The 15,467-nt window shown below is 59.9% G+C and carries 11 protein-coding genes and 2 pseudogenes; 7 read left to right on the top strand and 6 right to left on the bottom strand.

Going from position 1 to position 15,467, the window contains the following annotated elements; all coding sequences use genetic code 11:
* Window positions 1-105: 105 nt before the first annotated feature.
* Window positions 106-1,062, top strand: coding sequence for a sugar-binding transcriptional regulator (locus RX717_RS00650; RefSeq protein ID WP_107631274.1), 957 nt, complete (start codon window positions 106-108; stop codon window positions 1,060-1,062).
* 63 nt (window positions 1,063-1,125) lie between these two features.
* Here RX717_RS00650 and RX717_RS15830 read toward each other — a convergent pair.
* Both RX717_RS15830 and RX717_RS00645 read right to left on the bottom strand, forming a co-directional pair.
* Window positions 1,126-1,248: pseudogene (locus RX717_RS15830) on the bottom strand (sorbitol dehydrogenase); the annotation flags it as partial.
* 9 nt (window positions 1,249-1,257) lie between these two features.
* Window positions 1,258-2,088: pseudogene (locus RX717_RS00645) on the bottom strand (zinc-binding dehydrogenase); the annotation flags it as partial.
* 400 nt (window positions 2,089-2,488) lie between these two features.
* On the opposite strand from RX717_RS00645, the gene RX717_RS00640 reads away from it, so the two are divergent.
* The 5 genes from RX717_RS00640 (at window position 2,489) to RX717_RS00620 (ending at window position 8,492) form a co-directional block, all read left to right on the top strand.
* Window positions 2,489-3,391 (top strand): 1-deoxy-D-xylulose-5-phosphate synthase N-terminal domain-containing protein, encoded by a 903-nt coding sequence (locus RX717_RS00640; protein WP_107631275.1) that lies wholly within the window; start codon window positions 2,489-2,491, stop codon window positions 3,389-3,391.
* A 15-nt stretch (window positions 3,392-3,406) separates the two neighbouring features.
* A complete protein-coding gene (locus RX717_RS00635) occupies window positions 3,407-4,393 on the top strand; it encodes a transketolase family protein (protein WP_054328143.1) in 987 nt (328 codons plus the stop codon).
* A 1-nt stretch (window position 4,394) separates the two neighbouring features.
* Complete coding sequence (locus tag RX717_RS00630; RefSeq protein ID WP_316960494.1) at window positions 4,395-5,060, top strand: HAD family hydrolase; 666 nt, start codon at window positions 4,395-4,397, stop codon at window positions 5,058-5,060.
* Between the two features lie 5 nt (window positions 5,061-5,065).
* Window positions 5,066-5,758 carry a class II aldolase/adducin family protein gene (locus tag RX717_RS00625; RefSeq protein ID WP_107631277.1) on the top strand — a complete coding sequence of 231 codons (693 nt, stop codon included), beginning with the start codon at window positions 5,066-5,068 and terminating at the stop codon, window positions 5,756-5,758.
* A 388-nt stretch (window positions 5,759-6,146) separates the two neighbouring features.
* Window positions 6,147-8,492: a heavy metal translocating P-type ATPase gene (locus RX717_RS00620; protein WP_107631278.1), complete on the top strand. Its 2,346-nt coding sequence runs from the start codon at window positions 6,147-6,149 to the stop codon at window positions 8,490-8,492.
* A 49-nt stretch (window positions 8,493-8,541) separates the two neighbouring features.
* Here the strand turns inward: RX717_RS00620 and RX717_RS00615 are convergent, their stop codons facing one another.
* From RX717_RS00615 to RX717_RS00600, 4 genes are all read right to left on the bottom strand, one after another.
* Entirely contained in the window at window positions 8,542-10,269 is a 1,728-nt protein-coding gene (locus RX717_RS00615) for an ABC transporter ATP-binding protein (protein WP_054327989.1), read from the bottom strand.
* 114 nt (window positions 10,270-10,383) lie between these two features.
* Window positions 10,384-11,364 (bottom strand): diaminopimelate dehydrogenase, encoded by a 981-nt coding sequence (locus RX717_RS00610; RefSeq protein ID WP_054327990.1) that lies wholly within the window; start codon window positions 11,362-11,364, stop codon window positions 10,384-10,386.
* Window positions 11,365-11,484: 120 nt separating this feature from the next.
* Complete coding sequence (locus tag RX717_RS00605; RefSeq protein ID WP_054327991.1) at window positions 11,485-12,282, bottom strand: tRNA 2-thiocytidine biosynthesis TtcA family protein; 798 nt, start codon at window positions 12,280-12,282, stop codon at window positions 11,485-11,487.
* Window positions 12,279-13,034, bottom strand: a complete 756-nt coding sequence (locus tag RX717_RS00600) for an SDR family NAD(P)-dependent oxidoreductase (protein WP_054327992.1) — start codon at window positions 13,032-13,034, stop codon at window positions 12,279-12,281. Before RX717_RS00600 ends, RX717_RS00605 begins: the two co-directional genes overlap by 4 nt.
* A gap of 157 nt (window positions 13,035-13,191) precedes the next feature.
* Between RX717_RS00600 and rnr the strand changes: the two genes are divergently transcribed.
* Window positions 13,192-15,435 carry a ribonuclease R gene (gene rnr / locus RX717_RS00595; RefSeq protein ID WP_107631279.1) on the top strand — a complete coding sequence of 748 codons (2,244 nt, stop codon included), beginning with the start codon at window positions 13,192-13,194 and terminating at the stop codon, window positions 15,433-15,435.
* Window positions 15,436-15,467: the final 32 nt, after the last annotated feature.

Below are 15,467 nucleotides of genomic sequence, written 5' to 3'. Positions count from 1 at the left end.
TATGCTGTCAACGCAGAATAATTTGACATTTGCGTCAAAATCGGTTATACTATGTTCAAATGGTGAACAAAGTTTCACGTCATTGTTGGTGAGAGGAGCCTTTTTGTGAGCAATCGTGTTGATTTACTGGTGCATATTTCCGAACTTTATTATCAGCAGGAACTGAGCCAGCAGGAGATCAGTCAGATCATGGGAATTTCCCGCCCAACGGTTTCACGCCTGTTGGATGAAGCCAAGGAAACCGGCGTTGTCGAGGTGATTATCCACAGCCCGATCGTCAAGCATCCCAAGCTGTCCTATGCGCTGCGCACGGAGTTCGGTCTGCGTGACGCGATTGTGGTTTCCGGCAACTATGAGTTCGACAAGGCGCTTGCCCGTTGCGCAAAGTGCGCCGCCCATTTTCTCAACACGGTTTTGGAGAACAATATGTCGATCGGCATCTCGTGGGGCCGGGCGCTGGAAGCGCTGTGCAATGCGGTCGAGCCGAGCGAATATTATAATGTTAACGTGGTGCAGATGGTCGGCTGTCTGGGTACCGGTAATCCCCGTGTAGACGGGCTGGAGTTGGCGCTGCGCCTGTCGAAAAAGGTAGGCGGCACATATTCCAACATCTATGCGCCGGTTTATGTGGACAGCGAACTGGTTTATTCCTATCTGGTTGCTGAACCGCAGATCGAAACAACACTGAAAAAGGCGCTCTCGGTTGATATTGTAATCACCGGCATCGGCTCGCTGGACGATCCGAATGCTTCACTGTATCAATCCGGCTGCTATAGCCCGGAGGATCGCGAGGAGCTGATGCGCCGTGGCGCAGTATCCAGCCTGCTTGGCCGTATGTTTGATATCAACGGCAAGGAAGTGCAGCTGGATGGCCGCTTTGTGATTTCCGCCCCGCTGGAAGCGATGTATTATCCGACGTGGTCGATCGGCATCAATGCCGGTGCAGCCAAGGCAGAATGCACGCTGGCAGCGCTGCACGGAAAATATCTCAATACCCTGATCGTGGACGAACCACTTGCCCTCCGCATACTGGAACTGGAGGGCAAGCCGTTCGAAACATGAGGGGTGAAAAAATGCGAAGGCAGGGATGCAGGCATCCCTGCTTTTTTATGCTTATTTCAGCGAGCCGTCCAGCACGATAACGCCCTTGGCGCCTTCGCCGCGGATCATCTTGTCGAAGCCGTCGCGCCAGTTTTCCAGCGGATCGATCGAGGTGACGATCTTCTCCGGTACGACCGTACCGGCTGCGAGCAGTTCGAGCGACTTGACCCAGGAAGAGGGCTTCTGGCTGCGCGAACCGACGTAGGCAATTTCCTTGTGCAGGATCAGGTCGGTCCAGATGCTTTCGTGTGCTTCCGGGAACACGCCCATCTGTACGACCGTGCCCTTGCGGCGGACGATCTCAAGCGCCTTATTGGCCGCAGGTACAGCGCCCGAGCATTCGAAGCACTTGTCTGCGCCGACGCCGTTCGTCATTTCCATGACGATTGCTTTCAGATCCTCGGTCATCTGGTCGACACAGCGGTCCGCACCTGCGCTTTTTGCGATTTCGAAGCGCTCGGCATCGTGTGTCAGGCCGGCGACGATAACGGTTGCGCCCTGGCTCTTGGCGACTTGCATGACCATTTGGCCAATCGCACCCGCGCCAAATACAACGCAGACGTCGTTGGGCTGTACGTTGCCCTTTTCGATCGTCGCATGTACGCCGCAGGCAAGCGGTTCGGTCAGCGAAGCGGAAAGCAGGCTGACATTATCCGGCAGCACATGGACGCTTTCTTCACGGCTGACCAGATATTCCGCCATGGAACCATTGATCTGTGTACCGATGCCCTGCCGGTTGCCGCAAAGATTGTAGTCCTTGCTTGCGCACATCGGGCAGGTGCCGCAGGTTTTATAAGTGGTTTCGCTCGTCACGCGGTCGCCGACCTTGATGTTTTTGACATCGGGGCCGACTGCGGTGACAATACCGGAAAACTCATGCCCTAAAACCACTGGCGGTTTGGTGCTTGCATAAGTGCCTTTAAAGGCATGTAAATCGGTTCCGCAGATGCCGGAATACGCCAGCTTGATTTTGACCAGATCTCCCATCGCCTCCGGTTCCGGGATATCCATATATTGCATATGGTCGTATCCCGCTTCGGTTTTGACAACAGCTTTCATCATCGCATCCCCTCTTGCTTGAAAATATGTTCATATATAGAAATAATGTTCTTTCTTCGTTTGACAAATTATCATATCCAGTTGCATTTATTATAGCGTGATCGGCTGTATTGTCAAGCAAAAACCAGAAAAATATTGTTTAATTTGATCATTTCAACAAAAACCAAATGGGGTTTTTAGTCAATATATCCATTTTAATGCAGTTGACATTTGTTCATATTTATGAAATAATAAAAGCACGATAAACGGTGTATCGCTGCACCCAGCAGCAGTGGGTTGCATAATCCGACATTTGTTTTCACGCGCTTATCAGAAAGGAGTCAATATTATGGCGGAAAAAAAATATTCTACCGAAGAAGTCCAGAAAGTAGCCAACCAGATCCGCAAGCAGATTTTGGGCGTAGCCCTGCAGACCGGCGGCTGCTATCTGGCGCAGGCATGCTCCTCGGCAGAAATCATTGCTTCCCTTTATACTAAGGTGATGAACCTCGGTCCGTCCGTCGGTAACTGGGAGCCAATCCCGTTCCCCGGCGTTCCCGGCCCTGATAACATGGACTATCAGCGCGGTTCTGCGTATAACGGCGCCCCTGCGCCAGACAAGGATCGCTTCTTTGTTTCCTGCTGCCATTACGCATCGGTTATTTACAGTGCGCTGGCGGCGACCGGCCGTATCAGCCCGAACTGCATGGAGAAGTTCAATGTCGACGGCTGGAATATGGAAATGATCGGCGCAGAGCATTCTCCCGGTTTTGAAAACACCGCAGGCTCGCTCGGCCAGACAATTTCGATTGCAGGCGGCACTGCCCATGCCCGCAAGCGCCGCGGCGACACCGGCAAGTGCTATGTGCTGCTGGGTGATGGCGAGCTGCAGGAAGGCCAGACTTGGGAGTGTATCCAAGCGGCTGGTCACTATAAACTGGACAACTTTATCGTTGTTGTCGATGCCAACGACCAGCAGGTTGAAGGCAAGATCGCGGATCAGATGACCGAGGAACCGATCGTTGCTCGTTTCGAGTCCTTTGGCGCGACCTGCGTGGAATGCAACGGCCACGATATTGAAGCGTTCTGCAAGGCGTTTGAAACCCCGCATAAGGGCCGTCCGCTCGTTGTTATTGCACGCACCAGCGGCGCAACCGGCATTAAGCCGCTCGAGAAGCCCCGTTCGATGCATTTTATCCGCATCGGCAAGGACGAGCGCGATGAATTCCAGAAGATCTACGACGCGATGTAAGAGAGGGGTTCAACCATGAAAATTGAAGTCAATACCCACGAAAAAAATATGATCCGCTTTGCCGCGGAGCATTCGGAGGTCGTGGTTATGTCCGCCGACCTCGGTTCGTCCTGCGAGGTCAAGAAGTTCCGCCAGGTTTATCCGGACCGTTATCTGACCATGGGCATCGCCGAGCAGAATATGTGTTCCTGGGCGGCTGGTATGGCGCGAGAGGGCTACCGCCCCTTCCTGCACACCTTTGCCGTATTCCTTTACCGCCGCATTCTGGACCAGCTTGAGATGAGCGTGGCCTATCCGAACCTGCCGGTCGTATTTGTCGGCTTCGTTCCCGGCATCACCACTCCGGGCGGCGTTACCCACCAGTCGATCAATGACGTCGGTGTGCTGCGCACCGTGCCGAACATGACCATTTTCGATATCGGCGACGCAACCGAAATCGAAGGCGTGCTCGATCTGGCATATGAGTGCAACGGCCCTGTTTACATCCGCATGCTCCGCAAGGAAGTGCCGCGTCTGTTCCCTGCCAACGAGCCGATGCAGTTCAACCGTGCCCGCGTGCTGTCCGAAGGCGACGATATCGTGCTGCTGTCCTCGTCGATCTGCACCGAGGAAGCCATGCGCGCCACGGCAGCGCTCAAGGAAAAGGGCGTTTCTGTGCAGCATATGCATGTTTCTACCCTCAAGCCGTTTACCGACCCGACCATCGTCGAGGCGATCAACAAGAGCAAGTACGGCGTTATCACGATCGAAAACCATCTGGACATCGGCGGTCTCGGCACGGCAGTTGCGGACATAATCGCAGAAAACGGCCTGGGTAAACGTCTGGTCAAGATCGGCCTGCCGGGCTATCCGCACGGCGCGTCCAAGATGTACCTAATGAAAAAGTACGGTATCGATGCAATGCATCTGGTCGAAGCCGTCGAGGAGCTGACTGGAAAGAAACTCGGTATTCAGGAAGACGACCTTGAGAAGGTTCGTTTCGTCGATTTCCTGGAGGTATAACGTGCCCTATCGTGCCTGCGTGTGGGATATGGACGGCACACTGCTCAACACCCTGCCGACCATTCTGTATTACTGTAACCAGTCGCTGGCGCATTTCGGGCTGCACAGCATTGCGATGGAGGACTGCCGCGATCTGTGCAGGCTGCCGATCTCGCATTTTTATCATCGTCTGCACAGATTGAGCGGCTGCCCGGAGCAGGATGTGGAACGGCTACAGCCCGCGATCCGCGATTATGACTGCGCCAGTTACCTGAAGGATTTTTCCCATCTGACCGAACCGTATGAAGGCATACGCGAAACCCTTGAAGCGCTGCGGGATATGGGGATCAAAAACGCCGTGCTGACCAATAAGCCGGATGCACTGGCCCACTCATTGACCAGGCAGTTCTTCGGCGGACTGATGGAAGCTTGCATCGGTCAGACACCGCAAACCATTTCTAAACCTGACCCGCGTTCGATGGACCGGGTGCTGGATACGTTGCATGTGCAGTGCAGTGAGATCCTGTATGTCGGCGATACGGATATAGACATGCAAACAGCGCACAACTCTGGCGCAGCCGCAGCCGCGGCCTGCTGGGGGTATCAGTCCATCGAGCAGCTCATGCCCTATTCGCCCGAGCATGTGATACATGCCCCGGGCGATCTGATCGAAATATTTAGGAGGTAACCGCTATGTTTTCCGAAATGAAAAAAGAAATCATTGATGCCGGCATCATGCTTGACCGCTATGAGTTGGTTTCACTGACCTGCGGCAACCTGAGTGTGCGAATGCCGTCAGGTGAGATCCTTGTCACTCCATCCGGTATGATGTACGAAAAAATGGTTGAGGATGACATGATCGTCATGGATCTCGACGGCAACATCATAGAAGGTACACGCAAGCCGTCATCAGACACACCTGCTATTCTACATATCTTCCGCGAACGCCCGGATATCAACGCTGTTATCCACACTCACCAGCCCTATGCAACTGCAGTTTCTCTTATCCCCGGCCTAACCGAGTTCCGTGTATGCATCACCGCGTTGGCAAACGCTGCGGGCGGTAACGTGCCTATCACCCCGTATTCGGCCGCCGGCTCGATCGATATGGGCATTGACACCGTTAAGTATGTCGGCGACGGTCATGCTGTTATCCTGTCCCAGCATGGCGTTATGACCGTCGGCAAGGATCTTAACCAAGCACTATATGCTGCGGTTTATCTGGAAGAAGCCGCCAAATGCTATCTGGCAGCGCGCGCAGCCTGTGTCAACGGCGAAACCAAGCAAATGAGCGATGCCCAGATTCAGCAGATGGTCGATGTGTTCAAATACTACGGTCAGGGAACAGCCACAATCCCGCAGGAGATGGTTCAGCGTTTGGGCTAAGCAACCGGAAAAAAGCCGCCTGCGCGAGCGCTTTCCCCAAGCACACACTGCATGACGTTTATGATGTAACATCTAAAACCCCTTGATTGCATGATCAAGGGGTTTTAGAATAACCTCATTAGGAGAAATGCCCATTTTACACCATCGACTTATACGCATGAAAAGAATAGGCTTGCATCGGATGATTCCCGCAGCAGTCGAGATTGAATCTGCTTTTCAGTCTTATACTCTAAACGGTTTCAGTGTTGTCCCTATGGGACCGCACCTTTGACGGCGTTTTTTGTGCATCTTTTTTTCTTTCCCGCTATTGACAAATCACCGTTCTCGGACTAATATGAATACATGAACATATGAGCAATCATTCATATATAATTCAGGAGGCGAGATTATGGCGAGCGAAAGAACGCGCACTGCCTTACAAGTGCCGGACGAACATACAGCCGAACAGAGTCATCATCCGGAAACGTGCGGCTGCGGCCGCGATCATCAACACAAGCATCACCATCATCACGACGACGGTTGCGCCTGCGGCCACGAGCACGAGCATCACCACCATCACGACGACGGCTGCGCCTGCGGCCACGAGCACAGCCACGGACAGGAGCGCCATCGCACGAGCGCGCACGGCATAAAACGGGTATACACCCTGCAAAACCTCGGCTGCGCGCACTGCGCCGCCGAGATGCAGCGCCAGATCAGCCAACTCGACGGCGTGGACGACTGCGTACTGGTCTACGAGACTAAGCAGCTCCGCGTGACCGGCAAAAATCCCGACGCTCTGCTGCCGCGCATCCGCGAAATCTGCCAATCCATCGAAAGCGAGACACAGGTTATCGCTTCAGAGGATGAGGCCGGCACCGGCCGCAGCCATCCGCTTGCCGGTATCCTGATCGGCGCGGGGCTGTTCCTCGCCGGTGAGCTGGCGCTCGGCGGCATGCCAAAAGTACTCGTCATGCTCGCAGCGTACCTGCTGCTCGGCTGGCGCGTGTTGCTGACCGCGGTCCGCAATATCGGCAGGGGCCGCGTGTTTGACGAAAATTTCCTCATGGCGCTTGCCACGGTCGGCGCGTGGGCGATCGGCTCGTTCGACGAGGCGGTCGGCGTTATGCTGTTTTACCGCGTGGGCGAATACTTTGAGGACCGTGCGGTCGAGCGCTCGCGGCGGCAGATCATGGCCGCGGTCGACCTGCGTCCGGAAACGGTCAACCTCGTCGAGGCGGACGGCGGTGTCCGCCCAATCCCTGCGGAGGACGCTGCGGTGGGCGATATCGTGCTGGTCCGCCCGGGCGACCGCGTACCGCTGGACGGAGAGGTCGTGGAGGGCGAGAGCCGCCTGGACACCTCGGCCGTGACCGGCGAGCCGGTGCCGGTGCGCGTCGCGGCTGGCGACCGCGCGATCTCCGGCTGTGTCAATACGGACGGTGCGATCAAGCTGCGCGTCACCCATGTGCTGGCGGAGAGCATGGTCCAGCGCATCTTGGACAGCGTGGAAAACGCGGCCGCGCGCAAGCCCAGGATCGACCGCTTTATCACCCGCTTCTCCCGCGTGTACACCCCGGCTGTCGTCGCCATCGCGCTGCTGACCGCCGTCGTACCCAGTCTGGCCACCGGCGACTGGAGCAAATGGGTGTACACCGCGCTCACCTTCCTTGTCATTTCCTGCCCCTGCGCACTGGTACTCAGCGTGCCGCTGACCTATTTCGCGGGCATCGGCGCAGGCTCCAGGCGCGGTATTCTGTTCAAAGGCGGCGCCTCGCTCGAAGCGCTGAACGATGTGAAGGCCGTTGTCATGGATAAGACCGGTACGATCACCAGGGGCAACTTTGTGGTGCAGCGCGTATGCCCGGCGGAGGGCGCGGACATCGACGAAAACGAGCTGCTTTGGCTCGCCGCTGCGTGCGAGGGCGCGTCCACCCACCCAATCGCAAAATCCATCCTCGCCGCCTATGAGACGTGCAAGGAAACAGCGGAAAGCGCCGGTCGGCCCAGCCTGATCTCGGTCGGCGCACCCGAAGGTATCCGCGAGCAGGCCGGTGAGGGCGTGGAAGCCGTGCTGTGCGGCAAGCCCGTGCTGTGCGGCAACGCCAAGCTGCTACGGCGCCACGGCATCGGTCTGTCCGGCTACCACGGTACGCTGGGCAGCACCGAGGTCCTGCTGGCGATGGATGGCCGCTTTATCGGCCATATCGACATCGCGGACACGGTCAAGCCGGACGCGCGGCAGGCGGTCGCCCGCATGAAAGCGCAGGGCCTGACGACCGCGATGCTGACCGGCGACGGGCAGGACAGTGCGGACGCGGTCGCGCAGGCGGTCGGCATCGACGAGGTGCGCGCGCGCCTGCTGCCGGAGGATAAGCTTTCCGCCCTGACCGATATCCGCGAAAAGCGCGGCGCGGTGATGTTTGTGGGCGACGGCATCAACGACGCGCCCGTGCTGGCGGGCGCGGACGTGGGCGCGGCCATGGGCAGCGGCGCGGACGCGGCGATCGAAGCCGCGGACGTGGTGTTTATGAACGCCGACCTGTCCTCCATTCCAACCTCGGTAAAGATCGCGCGGCGGGCAAGCTTGATCTCCAGGGAAAATATCGTGTTTGCGCTGGCGGTCAAGCTGCTGGTCATGATACTCGGCCTGAAGGGAATCGCCTCTATGTGGCTGGCGGTGTTTGCCGACACCGGCGTCGCCATGCTGTGCGTGCTCAATGCCGTGCGCATGCTGTATATGAAAACTGAATAAACGTCTGCGGAACAGAAAAAGAGGAAACCGAGGCCGGTTTCCTCTTTTTTCAGTCTTCTGTGGCGAGTTGATACAGGTGCGCGTACGCGCCGCCCCGCGCGAGCAGCTCGGCATGCGTCCCCTGCTCGGCCACGCCGTCCTCGGTCAGCACGACGATCTTGTCCGCGTTGCGGATGGTGGACAGGCGGTGCGCGATGGTCAGCACCGTGCGCCCCTTGGCCAGCCGTTCGAGCGACTGCTGCACCAAGCGCTCGGATTCATTATCCAGCGCGCTGGTCGCTTCGTCCAGAATCAGGATGGGCGGATTCTTGAGGAACACGCGCGCGATCGAAATGCGCTGCTTCTGCCCGCCGGACAGCCGCACGCCGCGCTCGCCGACAAAGGTATCATAGCCGTCCTGCGTGGCGCTGATGAACTCGTGCGCGCCCGCCTGCTTGGCCGCCTCGACGACCTCCTCGCGCGTCGCGCCCGGCCGCCCGTAGGCGATATTGTCAAAGATCGTGCCTGAAAACAGATACACATCCTGCTGCACCACACCGATCTGTCCGCGCAGCGAATCCAGTTCGACCGTGCGCACGTCATGCCCGTCCACCGTGACGCGGCCGCCGGTCACATCGTAAAACCGCGGGATCAGGTTGCAAATCGTGGTCTTGCCGCCGCCCGACGGGCCGACCAGCGCCACGCTCTGCCCTGCCCGAATGTCCAGCTCCAGATGGTCGAGCACCGGCGTATTCGGGTCGTCCGCATAGGCGAAGCAGACGTCCTCAAAACGGATATTGCCCTGTACGCGCGGCAGCTTTTCCGCGTTTTCCGGACTCTCAATATCCGGCTCCACGTCCATGACCTCGAAAAACCGCTCGATGCCGGTCATGCCGCGCTGGAACTGCTCGGCGAACTCCACGATGCGGCGGATGGTCGCGAGCAGCGTCGCCACATACAGCAGGTAAGCCATAAAGTCCGCGGGGTCGATGCGGCGGTGTACCATGAACAGGCCGCCCGCGATGATGACCGCAATATACATCAATCCGTCAAACGCGCGGGTGGTTGCGGTGAACGCGCCCATCCAGCGGTAATTCTCCTTTTTGATCTCCAGCCAGTCGCGGTTGCCCTGCTCGAATTTCTCGATCTCGCGCGCCTCGCCGGTAAACGACTTGACCACGCGCACCCCCAGCAGGCTGTCCTCGACCTGCGCGTTGACCTCGCCCACCTGTCGGCGGTTTTTCGCAAATGTCCTGCGCATCGCCATATTGAACTTGCCCGCGACGATCGCCATGACCGGCACAATGGCGAAGATGATGATGGTCAGCGGCACGTTGACCGTACACAGGATGACGAACGACACCACGATCTTCAGCCCCGCGATGAAAAATTCCTCCGGACAGTGATGCGAGAACTCGGTCACGTCGAACAGGTCGCCCGTGATGCGCGCCATCAGCTGACCGACCTTGGTGTTTGCAAAATAGCCGAACGACAGTTTCTGCAGGTGACCGAACAGGGCCGAGCGCATGTCGGTTTCGATGCGTGCGCCCATGACATGCCCGATGTTCGCCATAAAGTAGGAGGCGGCCACATCGATCAGCCGCAGCACGATATACAGCGCCGCCACGCGCAGCACCAGTCCGCTCGTCAGCAGGGAAACATCGTCCATGCCGACCTGCGCGAGGCGGCGCATCATCATCGGCAGGCCGATCTCGCACAGCGTCGTCAGTGCGGCGCAGAACAGGTCGAGCAGCAGGACGCCCGCGTAGGGCTTGAAATAGGGGGCAAAGCGCCGCATCAGGGCGCCGGTCGATTGCTTCAACAGAGCACCGTTCCTTTCTCTTTTCCGGCGTGCAAAGCAAAAAGGAGCTGCAGGGCTGCAGATCCTTTTTGCCGGTTTGCTTTTTGTTTTTTACAGCATGCGCGCGCGCAGCTCCTCGCCCGTCCGCGCGGACAGGTAGGCGGGCGCAATATCAAACACGGTCTTGGCGCCGCTCATACCCTCCTGCGCCATGCGGTAGGCCGCTCGGGCGTAGGCAGTCAGCACCGCGCCCGTGAACTCCGGATTGGAGTCAAGCTGCAGACGATATTCGATGATATGCCTGTTGCCGGCGCCGGTTTCGCCGCTGCGGATGACGAAGCCTCCGTGCGGCAGGCCCGCATGCTCGCGCGCGAGCGTGTCCGCGTCGATGAAATGCACGGTCGTGTCGTAATCCGAGAAGTAGTTTGGCATCTCCTTGATCTCCCTCTCGATGCGGGCGCGGTCCGCTCCCTCCTCCGTGACGACATATACCTCGCGAGTATGCTTCTCGCGGGTGGTCAGCGCGGGGTTCCGGCCCGCGCGCACGGCCTCGAGCGCCGCCGGCACCGGCACGGTGTACTGGCGCGCGTCCTTTACGCCCGCGATGCGGCGCACCGCGTCCGAATGGCCCTGGCTCACGCCGCGACCCCAGAAGGTATAGTCCTGTCCCTCCGGTAGGATGCAGGAGGCGTACAGGCGGTTCAGCGAAAACATGCCCGGGTCCCAGCCGCAGGAGATAACGCCCACCTTGCCGGCTTTCTTCGCCGCCGCGTCAACGCTGGCGAAATGCTCCGGAATGCGGGCATGGGTGTCAAAGCTGTCGATCACGTTGAACAGGGCCGCGTATTTGGGGGTCTGCTCGGGCAGGTCGGTCGCGCTGCCGCCGCAAAGCACCAGCACGTCGATCTCGTCCTTCATGCCTTCTGCCGCATCCACATGCAGCACCTTTGCGCCCGCGTCCGCGATCCGGAGGGCTTGCGGGTCGCGGCGGGTGAACACCGCTTTCAGCTCCATATCCGGATTCTGGCGAACCGCGGCCTCCACACCGCGGCCCAGATTGCCATACCCCAAAATACCGATACGAATGGTCATAGTTCAGAAGTCTCCTTTACTGTGTGCCGAAAAAGCGTGTTTTTTCTGCTCCTATGATACCATGTCCGCCGGCGTCTGTCCAGTATTCCTATTGGTTTTCCTTGTTTTCCGTCGGGCGGCTCAAAGCCTGTCCAGAAAGCTGTGCCGCCCCGCCCCGTCCCGCCAGCCGAGCAGCTTCGCGGTATCCACGTTTTTGACCGCGTTGAGGATATTCGCCTCGACCTGTGGGTTTTCCGCGGCCAGCGACGCGATCAGCTTTTTGACCGCCGCGCGGCGGGTATCGTTTGCGAGCGCTTTCGCCGGACAGTCACACGGGAGGAACGTCAGCCCGCAGTAATCCGCCCAGGCCTGCACGCTGCGCTCGCGCACCAGGCAAAGCGGCCGGATCAACTCCATCCCCGCGTAATTTTTCGCCCGCATGCGCGGCAGCATGGCCTGCACCTGACCGCCGTACAGCAAGCCCATGAGCACGGTTTCGATCGCGTCGTCATAGTGGTGGCCGAGCGCGATCTTGTTGCAGCCGCGCTTCCGCGCCTCGGCGTACAGGTAGCCGCGCCGCATTTTCGCGCACAGAAAGCAGGGATGCGCCGCCGCGTGGCGCGCCGCGACGCGCAGCACATTGGTGTCGAATATCTCAAGCGGAAGAGCAAGGCGCGCGGCGTTCTCCTCCAGCCGCGCGCGGCCGGCGGGCGCGTATCCTGGGTCCATGGCAAGGAACACCAGTTTAAAGTCCACCGTGCGCTGCAGATCCTGCAGCAGCAGGGCGAGCAGCATCGAGTCCTTGCCGCCGGAAATGCATGCCGCGATCCGATCGCCCGGCCGCACCATGCCGTATTCCCGGACCGCGGCCGCAAACGGCCGGCGCAGCAGGCGCACAAATTCGCGCTGCAGCGTCCTTTTGATCTCCTGCGCGGTCATCCGCCGTTTTTCCTGTGCTGGAAATGATAGGTGACGCGCGCGAGCAGGCAGTCGGGCGCGAAGTGGCGCGCCAGGGTCATGGCTTTCATCGCCGCACCCGGCACAACGACGCCCCTGCCCGCGAACAGCCCGCCGACCGCCTCGCGCGCCACGCGTTGCGCGCTCAGGCCGCCGAGCGAAAACCGCACGCCCGCCACCTTGTTGAATTCGGTATCCACCGGCCCTGGGCAAAGCGCGCAGACCTTGACTGGACTGCCCGCGCGGCGCAGTTCCTCCCGTATGGCCTCGGTCAGCCGCAGGACATAGTTTTTGGTCGCATAGTAGGTCGCCATGAGCGGGCCGGGCAGAAAGCCGGCCGAGGACGCCACATTCAAGACGTACCCGCGCCCGCGCGCAGCAAAATCGCGCACCGCCAGCTTGGTCAGGATATGCACCGCGCGGATGTTCGTGTCGATCATGCGCAGTTCCTCCTCCAGGCTGGTCGAAGCGAATTCACCGAACAGGCCGAAGCCCGCGTTGTTGACGACCACCTCCAGCTCCTCCCCGCGCACCGCCTCGTACAGCAGGCGGCATTCCCTTTCATCCGCGATATCCGCCGCGATCACACGGCACGCGGTGGGCAGTTCGGCAGCGAGCTGCCGCAGGCGCTCCTCGCGCCGCGCGCACAGGATCAGGTCATACCCGCGCGCGGCGAGCAGACGCGCGATCTCTCTCCCAATGCCGGAGGACGCGCCGGTAACAAGTGCTTTCATCATTTTTTCCTCCCTTGCCGGACTTATTTTCTCCCATCCTTAGTGTATCATGCCGCTGGAGGAACGTCAAACCATGCCTTACGTCAATTTTCCTTTTATTCGGACAGCAAAGATGGTATACTGATACCAGAAGAAAAGAGGAAGAGGAGGGCTATTTATGCAAGATCATGCGCTGGAAAGCAGGCTGCTTTCGCTGCTCACACAGCCCATGCGGTTGGATGAGCTGCGCCGCGCCCTGCCGGAAGCCGGCAAGCAGGAGGTAAAGGACGCGCTCGACCGCCTGACCGCGGACGGTGCGGTCATGAAAAACAAGAAAAACCGCTTCGCTGTTTCCGCGCATTACGGCTGCGTCACCGGCACCTACCTCGCCACCGAGCGTGCGTTCGCGTTCGTCACGCCGGATGTAGCCGAGGGCGAGCCCCGTCCGGACGACCTGTTCATCCCGCCCAACGCCTCGGGCGGCGCGTGGCACGGCGATCGGGTGCTGGTCAAGCTCTCCGAACGGAAAAACGGGCGCGGGCGGCGGGAGGCCGCAGTCGTGCGCGTCCTGCGCCGAGCGGACAGAGAGCTGACCGGCGCGCTGGTGCAGCGTGGAAACGCCTTTTTCGTGCAGCCCACCTCAAAAAAATATCCCGAAATCACGATTGACCGGCACGACTTGGGCGACGCGCGGCCCGGCGACCGCGTGGCGGTATCGATCTCTTACTATGGGGACGAAAAATTCGCGCCGCAGGGCGTGGTGCAGGCCGATTTGGGCGAGGACGGGACAATGGAGGCCTCGATCGCGGCCATCCTGCATGAAAACGGCGTATTCAATGCCTTTCCGGACGAGGTGCTACGGCAGGCGGACGCCATCCCGCAGACGGTCGACCTGGCCGCCGCCGGAGAGCGGCTCGACCTGCGGGACAAGCTGATCTTCACCATCGACGGGGACGACGCCAAGGACTTTGACGATGCGGTATCGCTCGAGCCGCTCGAAAACGGGCATTACCTGCTCGGCGTACACATCGCGGATGTGTCGCACTATGTAACGCAGGGCAGCCCGCTCGACCAAGAAGCGTACCGGCGCGGCACCTCGGTCTATTATCCCGGCCATGTCGTACCGATGTTGCCGTTTGCGCTGTCGCACGGCATCTGTTCCCTCAACCCGGGCGTGGACCGGCTGACCTTTTCCGCGCTCCTGGAGGTGGACAGGGACGGACGGCGCTATCGGGCGAGCTTTGCAAAGTCCGTCATCCGCTCCCAAGCGCGCATGACCTATAACAAGGTCAACCGCATCCTCGCGGGCGACGCGGCGCTGCGGGAGGAATATGCGTTCCTCGTCCCCACTGCGGAGAAGATGAACGGCCTTGCACACGCGCTATATCAGCGCCGCATTGAGCGCGGCGCTTTGGAACTGGATATTCCGGAGGCGCAGATCACAGTGGACGAAACGGGCAATCCCGTGGACATCTGCTTCCGCGAACGGGGAGAAAGCGAAAAGCTGATCGAGGAATTCATGCTGCAGGCCAACGAGGCGGTCGCGGAATTCATGTGCAAGCGCGGCCAGCCCACCGTGTACCGCGTACACGAAAATCCGGATCCGGAAAAGCTGCGCGTATTCGCGCAGTTCGCGCGGCCGTTCGGCTACCGCATCGACCCCGGCAAGCCGGAGGATACGTTCCAGTTCCAGGCCGTGCTGCGCGGCGTGAAAAACGACCCCAGGCAGCGTATCCTGCCGACGCTGCTGCTGCGCTCGCTCGCCCGCGCGCGCTATGCGGACGATTGCATCGGCCACTACGGCCTCAAGGCGAAATTCTACCTGCATTTCACCTCGCCCATCCGGCGCTATCCCGACCTCGTCGCGCACCGGATGCTGCAAAAGGCGCTCGCCGGCGAAGCGTTCACCGCCGCCGACCAAAACGCGTGCGAGGAGGCCGCGGCGCAGTCCACCACCCGCGAGCAGGCCGCGGACAACTGCGAGCGCGATATCGACAAGCTGTTCATCGCGGCGTATATGAAGCCTTTCGTCGGCGAGGAATTTGACGCGGAGGTGTCCGGCGTGCAGGCGTTCGGCATCTTTGTCGCGCTGGAAAACGGCTGCGAGGGGCTGATCCGCATCGAACTGCTCACGGGCGATTACTACCAGTATGACGAGCAGCACATGGCACTGCAGGGCCGCCATACCGGCAAGCGCTTTACGATCGGCACGCCCCTGCGCGTGCGGCTGCTCGCCGCGAGCGAGGTGACTGGCCAGATCGACTTCGCGCCCGCCGAGGGGAGCCTCCCGACCGCCGATGTGCCTGCCGTTCCCCCTGCGCGGGAGCGCACGGACGAGCCGCGCGGGAACCGCGCCCAGCGGCGGCGCGGCGCACGCGGGGGCAAAAGCCGGAAAAAGCCACCCACGCGCAAACGCCGGTAGGCTCCGGCGTACCGGACGGGCGCGCCGCGCGC

It is taken from the genome of Intestinibacillus sp. NTUH-41-i26, assembly GCF_032769475.1.
Taxonomy (GTDB): domain Bacteria; phylum Bacillota; class Clostridia; order Oscillospirales; family Butyricicoccaceae; genus Agathobaculum; species Agathobaculum ammoniilyticum.
This window is presented reverse-complemented; position numbering and strand designations above follow the sequence as displayed.